The sequence below is a fragment of the Escherichia sp. R1 genome (assembly GCF_003000935.1).
Taxonomy (GTDB): domain Bacteria; phylum Pseudomonadota; class Gammaproteobacteria; order Enterobacterales; family Enterobacteriaceae; genus Escherichia; species Escherichia coli.
In genome coordinates this window covers 14,056-27,826 of record NZ_PSRU01000016.1, presented here as the reverse complement: position 1 = coordinate 27,826, position 13,771 = coordinate 14,056, and the positions used below count along the sequence as shown (strand labels likewise).

The following is a 13,771-nucleotide window of genomic DNA, read 5'->3' as shown; positions in this document are numbered from 1 at the left end:
TTTGTCATCAGACTTAATCCGGGCATGATAGCCCGGATTTCCATCAAGATTAGCGACGAACAGCGATCGCTTCGATCTCAATCTTCACGTCTTTCGGCAGACGGGCAACTTCAACGCAAGAACGTGCCGGGAAGGTGGCGTTGTGTTCGGTGAAGAAGGCTTCGTAAGTGGCGTTTACGGTTGCGAAGTCGTTCAGATCTTTTACAAACACGGTAGTTTTAACGATGTCGCCCACTTTCAGACCAGCGGCTTCGACGATCGCTTTTACGTTATCCAGCGACTGACGTGCCTGTGCAGCGACGTCTGCCGGTACTTCGCCCGTTTTCGGATTTACCGGGATCTGACCGGAGGTGATGATCATATTGCCCAGATCAACGCCCTGTACGTAAGGGCCGATAGCTGCCGGTGCATTTTCCGTCGCGATAGTTTTGCTCATGATTTCTCCTTTATTACAGCGGTAAAAAGTCTGGCTCATTATAGGGAGCCAGACTTTTATTACCAACCGCAATTAATTGGCCAGCACCACATTATGGGAAAACTCTTTTTCACAGTATTTGCATTTGAGCGCGATGTCATTGGCGCGTTTTCGCACGGCAAAGCTGGAAGAAACCGGTTCGGCATGGCTGATACAGTTGCTGTTCGGGCAGACCAGCACATTGTCGATGCGCTCCGGCAGACTTGGGCGCGATTTACCCACCACTTCATAGTTGTCGATACGGTTAACCGTGGCTTGCGGCGCATACAATGCCAGTTGATCTACCTGGTCTTCACTCAAAAAGGTATTTTCGATTTTGATCAGATCTTTGCGGCCCATCTCGCCAGAAGGCAAGTTCAGACCGATGGTGATGCGCTGATCCGTTTCGGTCAGCTTGAACAGACTCAACAGCTTAAAACCGATCTGGGCGGGGATATGGTCAATTACCGTGCCGCGTTTAATAGCTTCAACCTGCAATTTATTATCGTGTGTCATCTCTATTTCCCCTTACAGTACCAGATCGCGATTCAGAACCAGTGCCAGTAACGCCTGGCGAGCGAAAATCCCGTTGCCTGCCTGCTGGAAGTACCAGGCGTGTGGCGTTTTATCAACATCCGTCGCAATCTCATCAACACGCGGCAGCGGATGCAGTACTTTCATATTGGCTTTGGCGTTGTGGAGATCGCTGGCGCGAAGAACAAACTGCGCTTTCACGTTGGCGTACTCGGACGGGTCCAGACGCTCTTTTTGCACGCGGGTCATGTACAGGATGTCAACTTCCGCCATCACTTCTTCAATAGAGCTGTGCAGACTCCATGCGATCCCTTTTTCATCGAGCATATCCAGAATGTATTGCGGCATTGCCAGCGCGTCCGGCGCGATGAAGTAAAAACGGTTGCCGTCGAACTTCGCTAACGCCTGAGTCAGGGAGTGAACGGTGCGGCCATATTTCAGGTCACCAACCATTGCGACGTGGAGATTGTCCAGACGCCCCTGGGTTTCCTGAATAGTGAATAAGTCCAGCAAGGTTTGCGTCGGATGTTGGTTGGAGCCATCACCGGCATTCAGTACCGGTACATTGCCGGAAAACTCGGTGGCCAGGCGCGCCGCACCTTCCTGCGGATGACGCATCACTATCGCATCGACGTAAGTGCTGATAACCGAAATGGTATCGGCCAGCGTTTCGCCCTTTTTACCCAGTGATGTATTGGCGCTGTCGGAGAAGCCCACCACGCTGGCACCCAGGCGGTGCATGGAAGTTTCGAAAGAGAGGCGGGTACGGGTAGAGGCTTCGAAGAAACAGCTGGCAATGACTTTGTGCTTCAACAGCTCTGGTTGCGGGTTTGCTTTCAGTTTCGCCGCTGTTGCCAGCACCAGATTAAGGTCATCGCGACTAAGGTCGTTTATGGAAATGATATGTTTCTGATATAGCGGATTAGCCATCTTTTATCTCCTGACGCCTGGGCAAAAAAAAGCCCCTCGATTGAGGGGCTGGGAATGGGTGATCAACGGGAAGAAAAACGGCAGGCCAGCGTCTTTTTTCAGACGCGGTAAGACAAAATGTCGAACACACTGAACCATACATCCTCCCGGCAAATTGTCCGGCATTATACTCATCGTCAGAAGCGGTGCAAGCATTTGATGCAATATTTTGTCAGCGCAAACGGTTTATTTGAATTTAAAGTCAAAATATATGCATTTTTATTTACTGTGATTCTGGAGGGGGAACTGTCGTTCGGTATCAATAATTGCAGACATTTCCTGCTTTTTTCTTTTTCACTTTCACGCAATCAGATATGCATTTTATTCCATTCATCCGACTTATAGGGCGGAGTGTGAAAACGAACGGCTAACACTATTGCTTACAGCTCAGGGATGCGCGCTATCACTTTAATTTCAAAATCAAAGCCTGCCAGCCATGTAACGCCCACCGCCGTCCAGGTTGGATAAGGTGGCGCGCTAAATATTTCATTTTTCACCGTCATGATGTCTTCAAATTGTTTTTCTGGATCGGTATGAAAGCTCGTAACATCAATGATATCGTCAAAAGTGCATCCCGCAGCTGCCAGGGTCGCATGCAAATTATCAAATGCCAGTCTGACTTGTTGCTGAAAATCGGGTTCTGGTGTTCCGTCCTCTCGACTTCCTACTTGCCCGGAAACAAACAGCAAATCGCCGGAACGAATAGCCGCAGAATAACGATGTTCAGCATACAGTGAATGTCGGCCAGCAAGGAAAACAGCGGTTCTTTCTACCATTTGGTTATCCTCAAGATTTACGACATGAACAGAAGATTTATATTTACCAGGAGCCGCTTTTAGCGGACGACGTGAGTAAACAAAACCCAGACATCATGGGAAATGGCTGGGCTTAATTGAGCGTAGTCGGTTATGCGCCAAACGCGCCATCAATGGTATGCATCGCGCCGGTAACAAAACTGGCTTCTGGCCCTGCTAACCATGCGACCATACCAGCGACCTCTTCCGGTTGCCCATGTCTTTTGATAGCCATAAAACTATGCAACATATCGCGCATTGGCCCGTTGGCGGGATTAGCGTCGGTATCAATTGGCCCTGGCTGGACGACGTTGATGGTGATCCCACGCGGTCCGAAATCACGGGCCAGCCCGCGCGCCATGCCTTGCAGGGCAGATTTACTGGCGGCATAAGCAGCCATGCCTGCAACAGGCATACGATCGCCATTCACGGAGCCGATGATTAAGATGCGCCCGCCTTCGGGCATCTGCCGGGCGGCTTCAACAGAGGCATGATAAGGAGCATGAATATTGATTTTGAAAAGGCGATCAATATCGTCGGCATTCAATTCCAGGGCATCGCCAAAGACGCCAATACCTGCATTTACCACCAGGATATCCAATGCGCCGCTCTTACGAACGACATCAATGACAGCGTCTCTGTCAGCACTATCTGTGAATACTGCTGTCGCTCCAGTCTCTTGTGCCAGGCGTTCAGCGGCATCTTTCGACCCCGCATAGGTGAATCGTACATTGGCCCCATCGGTGACGAAACGACGTACGATAGCGGCACCGATTCCACGGCTACCACCGAGGATGAGAACTGTCTTACCTGTAAAAGCGCCCATAAGGACTCCTTGATTTATTATGTAACATGCATTACAAAACTGTTTTAACTTTCTGTCAATAAGTTTTGTAATGGTCACTAAAAAACAATCTCGCGTTCCAGGTCGTCCCAGACGTTTCGCTCCTGAGCAGGCAGTCTCTGCGGCAAAAGTGCTTTTTCACCAAAAAGGTTTCGATGCTGTCAGTGTTGCTGAAGTTACTGATTATCTTGGTATTAACCCCCCGAGCCTCTACGCGGCTTTTGGCAATAAGGCTGGGTTATTTAGCCGTGTACTCAATGAATATGTCGGTACGGAAGCTATTCCGCTTGCCGATATTCTTCGTGATGATCGTCCGGTAGGGGAGTGCCTGGCTGAGGTATTAAAAGAAGCGGCGCGCAGATATAGCCAAAACGGCGGCTGCGCTGGCTGTATGGTTCTTGAAGGCATTCATAGTCATGATCCACAAGCGCGTGATATTGCCGTTCAATATTATCACGCCGCAGAAACGGCCATTTATGACTATATCGCCAGGCGGCATCCACAAAGCGCACAATGTGTGACTGATTTTATGAGTACCGTGATGTCAGGGCTTTCTGCGAAGGCACGGGAGGGGCACTCCATCGAACAACTCTGTGCAACAGCTGCACTGGCGGGGGAAGCGATAAAAACTATTCTCAAGGAGTGATGCGGGCCTTGACCCGAAAGGCGGGAACGCGCCTGCCGATAAGTTGTGATAAGACAATAATTCACGCGTTAAGGCTAGCGGAATTGATCATCTTTTCGTATAACGATAGAAATGAAACGTTGTTTTAATTAAGGAGTGGAAAAGATGATCATCGGAAATATTCATAATCTTCAGCCGTGGCTACCCCAGGAGTTACGCCAGGCGATTGAGCATATCAAAGCACACGTTACGGCAGAAACGCCAAAGGGCAAGCACGATATCGAAGGCAATCGTCTGTTTTATCTTATCTCGGAAGATATGACCGAGCCGCACGAAGCTCGCCGTGCGGAGTACCATGCCCGCTATCTCGACATTCAGATTGTGTTAAAAGGTCAGGAAGGCATGACCTTCAGCACGCAACCTGCAGGCACCCCGGATACCGACTGGTTAGCTGATAAAGACATCGCATTTTTGCCGGAAGGCGTTGATGAGAAAACAGTTATCCTTAATGAAGGTGATTTTGTTGTGTTTTATCCGGGGGAAGTGCATAAACCGCTGTGCGCAGTGGGCGCGCCAGCCCGGGTTCGCAAAGCAGTAGTGAAGATGCTGATGGCGTGATGACTTTTCGCCGTAAATAACTCCAGGTTTACGGCGAGTTTGTGAAAAGAGCGTTTTTTGATATTTTTTTGTGAGTAAAATTTGTAATGCTTAGACGTTCTTATTAACTCAAGGAGTTCGTCATGAGCAAAATATCAGATTTGAATTATTCTCAACACATTACATTAGCCGACAATTTTAAACAAAAAAATGAAGTCTTAGATACCTGGTATGTGGGAATGAATGATTTTGCCCGAATTGCCGGGGGGCAGAATAGCAGAAGCAATATTCTTTCTCCTAGAGCATTTTTGGAGTTTTTGGCAAAGATATTTACCTTGGGTTATGTGGATTTTAGCAAACGCTCCAACGAAGCGGGTAGAAATATGATGGCTCATATTGAGTCCTCATCTTATTCTAAAGATACTGATGGCAATGAAAAAATGAAGTTTTACATGAATAATCCTGAAGGGGAGCGAGCGGATTTATCTAAGGTGAAGATAGAAATTACACTTGCCTCAGTTTCTACTAAAGGGATTCGTGAAGGACATACAGTCATTATATTTAAACAATCTGATGGTTCGACTAATCGTTATGAAGGGAAGTCTTTTGAAAGAAAAGATGATAGTTCATTACACCTGATTACTAACAAGATTCTGGCGTGTTACCAACGCGAAGCTAACAAGGAAATAGCGCGTCTATTAAATAATCATCAGAAGTTAAATAATCTACAGAAGTTAAATAATCTACAGAAGTTAAATAATATACAGGAGTTAAATAATTCGCAGGAGTTAAATAATTCGCAGGAGTTAAATGATTCGCAGGATTTAAATGATTCTCAGGATTTAAATGATTCTCAGGATTTAAATGATTCTCAGGAGTTAAATAACTCGCAGGACTTAAATAATTCGCAGGTGAGTTGTAAAGGTTCAGTTGATTCTACGATTGCGGATTTATTAGAAAAACCATTGAATAATGCCTTATTAGCAATAAGGAACGAACATCTGCTATTAATGCCTCATGTATGTAGTGAATCGATTTCATACTTACTGGGCGAAAATGGTATACTTGAAGAAATAGATAAGCTCTACGAATCAAATGATCACGGAATTGATAATCACAAAAAAGGTAACAATGAAATTAATGACATCATGATTAACCTGTCTCATATTCTTATTGATTCCTTAGATGATGCAAAGGTTAACCTTACACCGGTCATCGATTCGATGCTGGAGACTTTTTTAAAATTCCCATATATTTATGATGTAAGAATACTGGAGTGGTGCTTTAATAAAAGCATGCAATATTCTGATGATACAAAAAAGATAAAGCATGCATGCTCCGTAATAAATCATATTAATCTTCGCAGCGATCAGTCTAAAATAGCTGAGGCATTATTTTTCAATCTCGATAAAGAACCCTATAAAAATAGCCCTGAATTACAGGGGTTGATTTGGAATAAGTTGGTTGTATATGTCAATGATTTTAACTTAAGCAATCGAGAAAAAACATATTTAATACAAAGGATATTTAATAATGTTGAGTCTGTATTTAATAAAGTGCCTGTCAGCATTTTAGTAAATGATATTTTTCTGAAGGATTTTTTTATGAAAAATCCTGAGATGATTAATTGGTATTTCCCTCAGTTACTTAATACCTATGAGGGTGAAAAGATTTATTTTGATAAGTTGGGGTATGATTTTAATAATAAAGAGTCTAATGATGAGATTATGAAAAATCAACCAAATGATGTTATTAATGAAAAAATTAATAATGAATTAAAACTTAGGTTTAGAATGATGCAAACTATCTTGAAATCGAGAGTTAATGTATTACCATATATTAATGAACAGCGTTTAAATAAACTAAATCCACCGGAAAATTTACGTATAGCAATAGAAAAATTTGGGTGGAATAATAAACCTATCACTGCATAAAATAATGTAATGCCGGGATGGTTTGTATTTCCCGGCATCTTTATAACAATATCAATTATTTACTGAGCGTCGCGACCATCACCGCTTTGATGGTATGCATGCGGTTTTCCGCCTGATCAAATACAATGCTGGCGGCAGATTCGAAGACCTCATCAGTCACTTCCATTCCGCCATGTAGGCCAAACTCTTCCGCCATTTTCTTGCCAAGCGTCGTTTGGTCGTCATGAAACGCGGGCAGGCAGTGGAGGAATTTGACCTCCGGGTTACCGGTCAACTGCATCATCTTGCTGTTCACTTGATAATCACGCAGCAATGCAATGCGTTCAGCCCATTTCTCTTTTGCTTCACCCATCGACACCCATACATCGGTATAGATAAAGTCAGCACCTTCAACTCCTTTAGCTACATCTTCCGTCAGCGTAATATTCCCGCCATTTTGCTGTGCCAGAGCGCGGCATTCCGTAACCAGCGCAGCTTCCGGCCAGCATGCCTGTGGCGCGACCAGACGCAAATCCAGACCGGTAAGCGCCGCAGCTTCGAGCATCGAATTGCCCATGTTGTTACGTGCGTCACCTGCATAGACCAGCGTCATTTCGTTGAATGCTTTACCGGGTAAATGCTCCTGCATGGTGAGGAGATCCGCCAGCAACTGCGTGGGGTGAAACTCATTGGTCAGGCCGTTCCATACCGGCACGCCAGCGTATTCCGCCAGTGTTTCGACAATCTCCTGACCATAGCCGCGATACTGAATACCGTCATACATGCGACCCAGCACGCGGGCAGTGTCTTTAATCGACTCTTTATGACCAATCTGACTGCCGCTTGGGCCGAGATAAGTAACGCGAGCACCCTGGTCATATGCGGCAACTTCGAAAGAGCATCGGGTACGGGTCGAGTCTTTTTCGAAGATGAGCGCGATGTTTTTACCAGTGAGTTTGGCTTCTTCTTTGCCGCTTTTCTTATCGGCTTTCAGCTTCGCGGCTAACTGCAGCAGGCTGTTGAGTTCAGCTGGCGTGAAATCGAGTAATTTCAGGAAATGCTTATGATAAAACCCGGACATAGATCCCTCCTGTGGCTAACGCCTCAATGAATTAAAATTCAATTTATATGGATGATTATTCATTTGCAAGTCTAAAGCATAAATCTTTGTCACAAAGGTGGAGGCAATGCCAGTGGTGTGTGACAATATGAGTATCGGCAGGACATTAAGAGGAATGAGCCATGGCAAACCCGGAACAACTGGAAGAACAGCGTGAAGAAACACGTTTGATTATTGAAGAATTACTGGAAGATGGCAGCGATCCGGACGCACTGTACACCATCGAACACCATCTTTCCGCAGACGATCTGGAAACCCTGGAAAAAGCAGCAGTTGAAGCGTTTAAACTCGGTTACGAAGTGACCGATCCAGAAGAGCTGGAAGTTGAAGATGGTGATATCGTGATTTGCTGCGACATCCTCAGCGAGTGCGCGTTGAATGCCGATCTGATCGATGCCCAGGTTGAACAACTGATGACGCTGGCGGAGAAATTTGACGTTGAGTACGACGGTTGGGGCACTTACTTTGAAGATCCCAACGGCGAAGACGGCGACGATGAAGATTTTGTCGATGAAGACGATGACGGGGTTCGCCACTAATTAATTGATTAAAATGCCCGATAGCACACACTAGCGGGCATTTTTTTAGAGTTCGCGTAGCATCCGCACTTCACAATCGACATGGCCCGTGCAGCCAAGCGCATAGTCGATATGCTCAAAGCCCAAATGCTCATAAAGCGCAATGGCTTCCTTTAAAAAAGCGGTCGTTTCCAGATAGCAGCGTTTGAAGCCCATTTCTCGTGCCTGCTCCATCGCCATTAAGGCCAGTTTTTTCGCCAGCCCTTTACCGCGAATAGCCGGAAGAAAATACATCTTTTGCAGTTCGCAAATGTCCGATTCACTACCTGCTAATGGCGCAATCCCACCGCCGCCGACCACTTCACCCTCGTACTCAACCACCCAATATGCATGACCCGGCTGACTATACACTTGATACAGCTCGTCAAGATTCGGATCGGCGACGGTGTAGCCTTTATCAGCGGTAAGACCGTATTCGGCGGATACCTGACGAATGACGCGGGCGATAGCAGGATTATCCTGCAACGTCAGGCGACGCATTACAGGTGATTGCGGCGCAATGTTATTCATAGTTTAACCCAATAAAAATAAAGTAATTATACATTTGTTTAATACCACTCTCTTCTTACGTGCGCAAGCGTCTTATAAAGCAATAAAGTTTTTGCCAGCCTATTACTGATAAGAGTATTGTAACGTGGCAGAACATTTTACTGTCTGTATCTATAAATTATATCAATGGATTTTTTAATTCAGGGAATTTTTATGGCTCAAGTTATTAATGAAATGGATGTTCCGTCCCATTCGTTTGTTTTTCATGGTACAGGTGAGAGATATTTTCTTATTTGTGTGGTGAATGTGTTGTTAACGATTATAACGCTAGGTATCTATTTACCATGGGCATTAATGAAATGTAGGCGTTATCTCTATGCTAATATGGAAGTTAACGGACAACGATTTTCTTATGGAATTACTGGTGGGAATGTTTTTTTTAGTTGTCTTGTTTTTGTTTTTTTCTATTTCGCAATCTTAATGACAGTGTCAGCAGATATGCCGCTTGTTGGCTGTGTTTTGACTTTGTCACTGTTGGTTTTGCTTATATTTATGGCAGCAAAAGGACTGCGTTATCAGGCCTTGATGACCAGTCTCAACGGCGTAAGATTTAGTTTTAATTGCTCTATGAAAGGGTTCTGGTGGGTAACCTTTTTCTTGCCGATTTTAATGGCCATTGGGATGGGGACTGTTTTCTTTATCTCGACAAAGATGCTACATGCCAATAGTTCAAGTAGTGTTATTATATCTGTGGTTCTGATGGCAATAGTTGGTATTGTTTCCATTGGTATTTTTAATGGTACTTTATATAGCCTGGTAATGAGTTTTCTCTGGAGCAATACCAGTTTCGGTATACATCGTTTCAAGGTGAAATTAGATACTGCGTATTGTATAAAATATGCCATCCTCGCATTTTTAGCTTTATTACCTTTTCTCGCTGTTGCTGGTTATATTATCTTCGATCAAATATTAAATGCGTATGATAGTTCTGTGTATGCAAATGATGATATTGAGAATTTACAGCAATTTATGGAAATGCAACGTAAAATGATAATCGCGCAGTTAATCTATTATTTTGGGATTGCTGTTAGCACCAGTTATTTAACGGTGTCGTTGCGAAATCATTTTATGAGCAACCTGTCACTGAATGATGGGCGTATTCGTTTTCGCTCAACTTTAACATACCACGGTATGCTTTATCGCATGTGTGCGTTGGTGGTGATATCCGGGATTACGGGCGGTCTGGCTTATCCACTGCTGAAAATATGGATGATTGACTGGCAGGCAAAAAATACGTATTTGCTGGGCGATTTGGATGACCTTCCTTTAATCAATAAAGAAGAACAACCAGATAAAGGCTTCTTAGCCAGTATTTCACGGGGAATTATGCCTTCTTTACCATTTCTGTAAGAGATAAAAAAGGCCGGAGCATGCTCCGGCCTTCGTTTTCATCACTGTGTTTTGATTACAGCGCGGCGATAACAGCCTGCTGTTCAATCAGCTTAGCTTTCGCTTCTGCATAGCCTTCCAGCTTCTCACGCTCTTTCGCGATGACCGCTTCCGGTGCGCGGGCGACAAAGCCTTCATTCGCCAGCTTGTTCTCGATACGGCTGATTTCGCCTTCGATCTTCGCCACTTCTTTCGCCAGACGCGCCAGCTCATCTTCTTTGTTGATGAGGCCAGCCATCGGGATCAGCAGCTCTGCGCCGTCGATGATCTTCGTAACGGAAACCGGACCTTTGTCATCGGCAGGCAGCACGGTGATGCTTTCCAGACGCGCCAGGGTTTGCAGGAAGCCACGGTTTTCATTTACGCGACGTTCTGCATCCGCGCTGCAACCACGCAGCAGCAGCTCCAGCGGTTTGCCCGGCGCGATATTCATTTCTGCACGGATGTTACGTACGGCAACGATCGCCTGTTTCAGCCACTCGGTGTCGGCCAGCGCCGCTTCATCAACCTGAGACGCATCATACTGCGGGAACGGCTGCAGCATGATGGTGTCGGCAGTGATACCGCAAAGTACTTTCACACGCTGCCAGATGGTTTCGGTGATGAACGGAATGATCGGATGCGCGAGGCGCAGCAGACCTTCCAGTACAGTCACCAGCGTATGGCGAGTACCGCGCAGTTCGGCGTCTGTTCCACCGTTCATTACCGGCTTGGTCAGCTCCAGATACCAGTCGCAGAACTGGTTCCAGGTGAACTCATACAGAATGCCTGCGGCGATATCGAAGCGGAAGCTGTCCAGCGCTTCGCGGTACGCTTTGATGGTCTGGTTGAACTCCGCCAGAATCCAGCGATCCGCCAGCGACAGCGTCATTTCACCGCCGTTAAAGCCGCAATCCTGACCTTCTGTGTTCATCAGCACAAAGCGGCTGGCGTTCCACAGCTTGTTACAGAAGTTACGGTAACCTTCCAGGCGCTTCATATCCCAGTTGATGTCACGACCGGTAGAAGCCAGTGCCGCCAGGGTGAAACGCAGCGCGTCAGTACCGTGCGGCTCAATACCGTTCGGGAACTGCTTCTCGGTGCGCTTACGGATTTTGTCCGCCAGCTGCGGCTGCATCATATTGCCGGTACGTTTCTCCAGCAGTTCCGGCAGCGAAATACCGTCAACCATATCCAGCGGGTCAATAACGTTACCCTTGGATTTGGACATCTTCTGACCTTCGTCATCACGAATCAGACCAGTCATGTAAACGGTGTGGAACGGCACCTGCGGTTTGCCATTTTCATCTTTGATGAAGTGCATGGTCATCATGATCATGCGGGCAATCCAGAAGAAGATGATGTCGAAGCCGGATACCATCACGCTGGTTGGGTGGAACTGACGCAGGGCGTCGGTGTTTTCCGGCCAGCCAAGGGTAGAGAAGGTCCACAGCGCAGAAGAGAACCAGGTGTCGAGAACGTCTTCGTCCTGACGTAGAGCAACGTCGGCACCGAGGTTATTTTCTTTACGCACTTCATCTTCGTTGCGGCCAACATAAACGTTACCCGCTTCGTCGTACCATGCCGGGATACGGTGACCCCACCACAGCTGACGAGAGATACACCAGTCCTGAATATCGCGCATCCAGGAGAAGTACATGTTTTCGTACTGCTTCGGTACGAACTGAATGTCGCCGTTCTCAACCGCTTCAACCGCCGGTTTCGCCAGTACATCGGCACGCACGTACCACTGGTCGGTCAGCATTGGTTCGATAACTACGCCGCCACGGTCGCCGTAAGGAACGGTCAGGTCGTGCGGTTTAATTTCTTCCAGCAGGCCGAGTGCGTCAACCGCAGCAACGACCGCTTTACGTGCAGCAAAACGCTCGAGTTTCTGGAACTCTGCCGGGATTTCGCTGGAATAAACGTCAGATTCGTTACCTTTGGTATCGAACACCTGGGCGCTTTCACGGATATCGCCGTCAAAGGTCAGGATGTTGATCATCGGCAGCGCGTGACGTTTACCCACTTCATAGTCGTTAAAGTCGTGCGCCGGAGTGATTTTCACGCAGCCGGTGCCTTTTTCCATGTCGGCGTGTTCGTCGCCAACGATCGGAATACGACGGTTAACCAGCGGCAGAATGACATATTTGCCAATCAGATCTTTGTAACGCGGATCTTCCGGGTTAACGGCTACGCCAGTATCGCCCAGCAGGGTTTCCGGACGGGTAGTCGCGACCACCAGATAATCTTTACCGTCTGCGGTTTTCGCACCGTCAGCCAGCGGATAGCGGATGTGCCACATCGAACCTTTCGATTCGCGGTTTTCCACTTCCAGGTCAGAGATAGCGGTGCGCAGTTTCGGGTCCCAGTTTACCAGGCGTTTGCCACGGTAAATCAGGTCTTCTTTATATAGACGAACGAAAACTTCTTTCACCGCATTGGACAGGCCTTCGTCCATCGTGAAGCGTTCACGCTCCCAGTCGACGGAGTTGCCGAGACGGCGCATCTGACGGGTAATGGTGCCGCCGGACTCCGCTTTCCATTCCCAGATTTTGTCGATGAAAGCTTCGCGGCCGTAGTCGTGACGGGTTTTACCTTCTTCTGCGGCAATCTTGCGCTCAACGACCATCTGGGTAGCGATCCCGGCGTGGTCAGTACCGACCTGCCACAGGGTGTTTTTGCCCTGCATGCGCTGATAGCGGATCATGGTATCCATGATGGTTTGCTGGAAGGCGTGACCCATATGCAAACTGCCGGTGACGTTCGGCGGCGGGATCATGATGCAGAAACTCTCCTGGCTTTCATCGCCATTAGGCTTAAAGTAGCCCTGCTTTTCCCAGTGCTCGTAAAGCGGCTGTTCGATATCTTGTGGGTTATATGTCTTTTCCATTATTTCCAGGTTGCCGTATTCAGGTTGAAACCAGCCACGCGGTAGGCTTTATAGCGTTCGCGCGCCAGTTGTTTCAGAGAATCTTCATAAGGAACGAAGTCTACCACTTCTGTGAAAGCGGTGGCAAAATCTGCAAAGCTTGTTCGCAGACTAATCAATATATCGCGCGGGCTGCTGCTGCGTTTTTGCGGCCAGGCGATCTCCACCGGCGCACCGCCGCGCGGTCCTTCTCCCGCTAAATTATGCGGAACAAAGCTTTCTGCCGGACGCGCCCATAGGGCTTCATCCAGCCGGTAAGCCTGCTTTTCATCTTCACAGGCGATGAGCACGCGCTTACCGCTGCGCCAACGTTCTGCGGCAATTTCACACACCAGTTGCTCAACGGCGCTTAAGCCATCGACGGTGGTGTCATTGTCCAGAAGGTAGAACGTCGCGTTTTTCATAAATGGGGCTTCTTGTGGTGGATTTAAATACGCATCAGGTATACACCGCAGCGCCTGATGCGACGCTGTTGTGTCTTATCAGGCCTACGA

The 13,771-nt window shown here is 47.2% G+C and carries 15 protein-coding genes; 5 read left to right on the top strand and 10 right to left on the bottom strand.

All coding sequences use genetic code 11. The annotated features are described in order from the left end of the window. Positions 1 to 49 precede the first annotated feature (49 nt). From ridA to bdcA, 6 genes are all read right to left on the bottom strand, one after another. Positions 50 to 436 carry a 2-iminobutanoate/2-iminopropanoate deaminase gene (gene ridA, locus C4F37_RS18575; RefSeq protein ID WP_000047539.1) on the bottom strand — a complete coding sequence of 129 codons (387 nt, stop codon included), beginning with the start codon at positions 434 to 436 and terminating at the stop codon, positions 50 to 52. 72 nt (positions 437 to 508) lie between these two features. Continuing rightward, positions 509 to 970, bottom strand: a complete 462-nt coding sequence (gene pyrI, locus C4F37_RS18570) for an aspartate carbamoyltransferase regulatory subunit (RefSeq protein WP_000148581.1) — start codon at positions 968 to 970, stop codon at positions 509 to 511. Positions 971 to 982: 12 nt separating this feature from the next. Beyond that, positions 983 to 1,918, bottom strand: coding sequence for an aspartate carbamoyltransferase (gene pyrB / locus C4F37_RS18565; RefSeq protein ID WP_000013046.1), 936 nt, complete (start codon positions 1,916 to 1,918; stop codon positions 983 to 985). Between the two features lie 3 nt (positions 1,919 to 1,921). Continuing rightward, positions 1,922 to 2,056: a pyr operon leader peptide gene (gene pyrL, locus C4F37_RS18560; protein ID WP_001296693.1), complete on the bottom strand. Its 135-nt coding sequence runs from the start codon at positions 2,054 to 2,056 to the stop codon at positions 1,922 to 1,924. Positions 2,057 to 2,337: 281 nt separating this feature from the next. Further along, on the bottom strand, positions 2,338 to 2,733 hold the full coding sequence (locus tag C4F37_RS18555) for a RidA family protein (RefSeq protein ID WP_000230261.1): 396 nt from the start codon (positions 2,731 to 2,733) through the stop codon (positions 2,338 to 2,340). A gap of 130 nt (positions 2,734 to 2,863) precedes the next feature. Further along, a complete protein-coding gene (gene bdcA / locus C4F37_RS18550; protein WP_000500712.1) occupies positions 2,864 to 3,577 on the bottom strand; it encodes an SDR family oxidoreductase in 714 nt (237 codons plus the stop codon). A gap of 70 nt (positions 3,578 to 3,647) precedes the next feature. Here bdcA and C4F37_RS18545 point away from each other — a divergent pair, with 70 nt between their 5' ends. The 3 genes from C4F37_RS18545 to yjgL all read left to right on the top strand — a co-directional run bounded on the left by C4F37_RS18545 (position 3,648) and on the right by yjgL (position 6,751). Then, complete coding sequence (locus tag C4F37_RS18545; RefSeq protein ID WP_000256663.1) at positions 3,648 to 4,241, top strand: TetR/AcrR family transcriptional regulator; 594 nt, start codon at positions 3,648 to 3,650, stop codon at positions 4,239 to 4,241. Positions 4,242 to 4,385: 144 nt separating this feature from the next. After that, positions 4,386 to 4,838, top strand: a complete 453-nt coding sequence (gene tabA / locus C4F37_RS18540) for a toxin-antitoxin biofilm protein TabA (protein WP_000583467.1) — start codon at positions 4,386 to 4,388, stop codon at positions 4,836 to 4,838. Between the two features lie 122 nt (positions 4,839 to 4,960). Next, positions 4,961 to 6,751 (top strand): protein YjgL, encoded by a 1,791-nt coding sequence (gene yjgL / locus C4F37_RS18535; protein WP_001540564.1) that lies wholly within the window; start codon positions 4,961 to 4,963, stop codon positions 6,749 to 6,751. Between the two features lie 55 nt (positions 6,752 to 6,806). On the opposite strand, the gene argF is transcribed toward yjgL, so the two are convergent. Further along, the gene (gene argF, locus C4F37_RS18530; protein WP_000012907.1) at positions 6,807 to 7,811 is read right to left on the bottom strand and encodes an ornithine carbamoyltransferase; all 1,005 of its coding nucleotides are present in this window, start codon (positions 7,809 to 7,811) and stop codon (positions 6,807 to 6,809) included. A gap of 161 nt (positions 7,812 to 7,972) precedes the next feature. Here argF and rraB point away from each other — a divergent pair, with 161 nt between their 5' ends. After that, entirely contained in the window at positions 7,973 to 8,389 is a 417-nt protein-coding gene (gene rraB / locus C4F37_RS18525; RefSeq protein ID WP_000002953.1) for a ribonuclease E inhibitor RraB, read from the top strand. Positions 8,390 to 8,434: 45 nt separating this feature from the next. On the opposite strand, the gene C4F37_RS18520 is transcribed toward rraB, so the two are convergent. Next, complete coding sequence (locus C4F37_RS18520) at positions 8,435 to 8,938, bottom strand: GNAT family N-acetyltransferase (protein WP_001059398.1); 504 nt, start codon at positions 8,936 to 8,938, stop codon at positions 8,435 to 8,437. A gap of 192 nt (positions 8,939 to 9,130) precedes the next feature. Between C4F37_RS18520 and C4F37_RS18515 the strand changes: the two genes are divergently transcribed. Further along, the gene (locus C4F37_RS18515) at positions 9,131 to 10,327 is read left to right on the top strand and encodes a YjgN family protein (RefSeq protein ID WP_000079674.1); all 1,197 of its coding nucleotides are present in this window, start codon (positions 9,131 to 9,133) and stop codon (positions 10,325 to 10,327) included. 55 nt (positions 10,328 to 10,382) lie between these two features. Here the strand turns inward: C4F37_RS18515 and valS are convergent, their stop codons facing one another. Both valS and holC read right to left on the bottom strand, forming a co-directional pair. After that, positions 10,383 to 13,238 (bottom strand): valine--tRNA ligase, encoded by a 2,856-nt coding sequence (gene valS / locus C4F37_RS18510; RefSeq protein ID WP_000416379.1) that lies wholly within the window; start codon positions 13,236 to 13,238, stop codon positions 10,383 to 10,385. Next, a complete protein-coding gene (gene holC / locus C4F37_RS18505) occupies positions 13,238 to 13,681 on the bottom strand; it encodes a DNA polymerase III subunit chi (protein ID WP_000786399.1) in 444 nt (147 codons plus the stop codon). Before holC ends, valS begins: the two co-directional genes overlap by 1 nt. Positions 13,682 to 13,771 lie beyond the last annotated feature (90 nt).

Bases quoted from the DNA above. Each gene is read 5' to 3' on its own strand.
- ridA (WP_000047539.1), bottom strand. From the start codon at position 436: ATGAGCAAAACTATCGCGACGGAAAATGCACCGGCAGCTATCGGCCCT.
- pyrI (WP_000148581.1), bottom strand. From the start codon at position 970: ATGACACACGATAATAAATTGCAGGTTGAAGCTATTAAACGCGGCACG.
- pyrB (WP_000013046.1), bottom strand. From the start codon at position 1,918: ATGGCTAATCCGCTATATCAGAAACATATCATTTCCATAAACGACCTT.
- pyrL (WP_001296693.1), bottom strand. From the start codon at position 2,056: ATGGTTCAGTGTGTTCGACATTTTGTCTTACCGCGTCTGAAAAAAGAC.
- C4F37_RS18555 (WP_000230261.1), bottom strand. From the start codon at position 2,733: ATGGTAGAAAGAACCGCTGTTTTCCTTGCTGGCCGACATTCACTGTAT.
- bdcA (WP_000500712.1), bottom strand. From the start codon at position 3,577: ATGGGCGCTTTTACAGGTAAGACAGTTCTCATCCTCGGTGGTAGCCGT.
- C4F37_RS18545 (WP_000256663.1), top strand. From the start codon at position 3,648: ATGGTCACTAAAAAACAATCTCGCGTTCCAGGTCGTCCCAGACGTTTC.
- tabA (WP_000583467.1), top strand. From the start codon at position 4,386: ATGATCATCGGAAATATTCATAATCTTCAGCCGTGGCTACCCCAGGAG.
- yjgL (WP_001540564.1), top strand. From the start codon at position 4,961: ATGAGCAAAATATCAGATTTGAATTATTCTCAACACATTACATTAGCC.
- argF (WP_000012907.1), bottom strand. From the start codon at position 7,811: ATGTCCGGGTTTTATCATAAGCATTTCCTGAAATTACTCGATTTCACG.
- rraB (WP_000002953.1), top strand. From the start codon at position 7,973: ATGGCAAACCCGGAACAACTGGAAGAACAGCGTGAAGAAACACGTTTG.
- C4F37_RS18520 (WP_001059398.1), bottom strand. From the start codon at position 8,938: ATGAATAACATTGCGCCGCAATCACCTGTAATGCGTCGCCTGACGTTG.
- C4F37_RS18515 (WP_000079674.1), top strand. From the start codon at position 9,131: ATGGCTCAAGTTATTAATGAAATGGATGTTCCGTCCCATTCGTTTGTT.
- valS (WP_000416379.1), bottom strand. From the start codon at position 13,238: ATGGAAAAGACATATAACCCACAAGATATCGAACAGCCGCTTTACGAG.
- holC (WP_000786399.1), bottom strand. From the start codon at position 13,681: ATGAAAAACGCGACGTTCTACCTTCTGGACAATGACACCACCGTCGAT.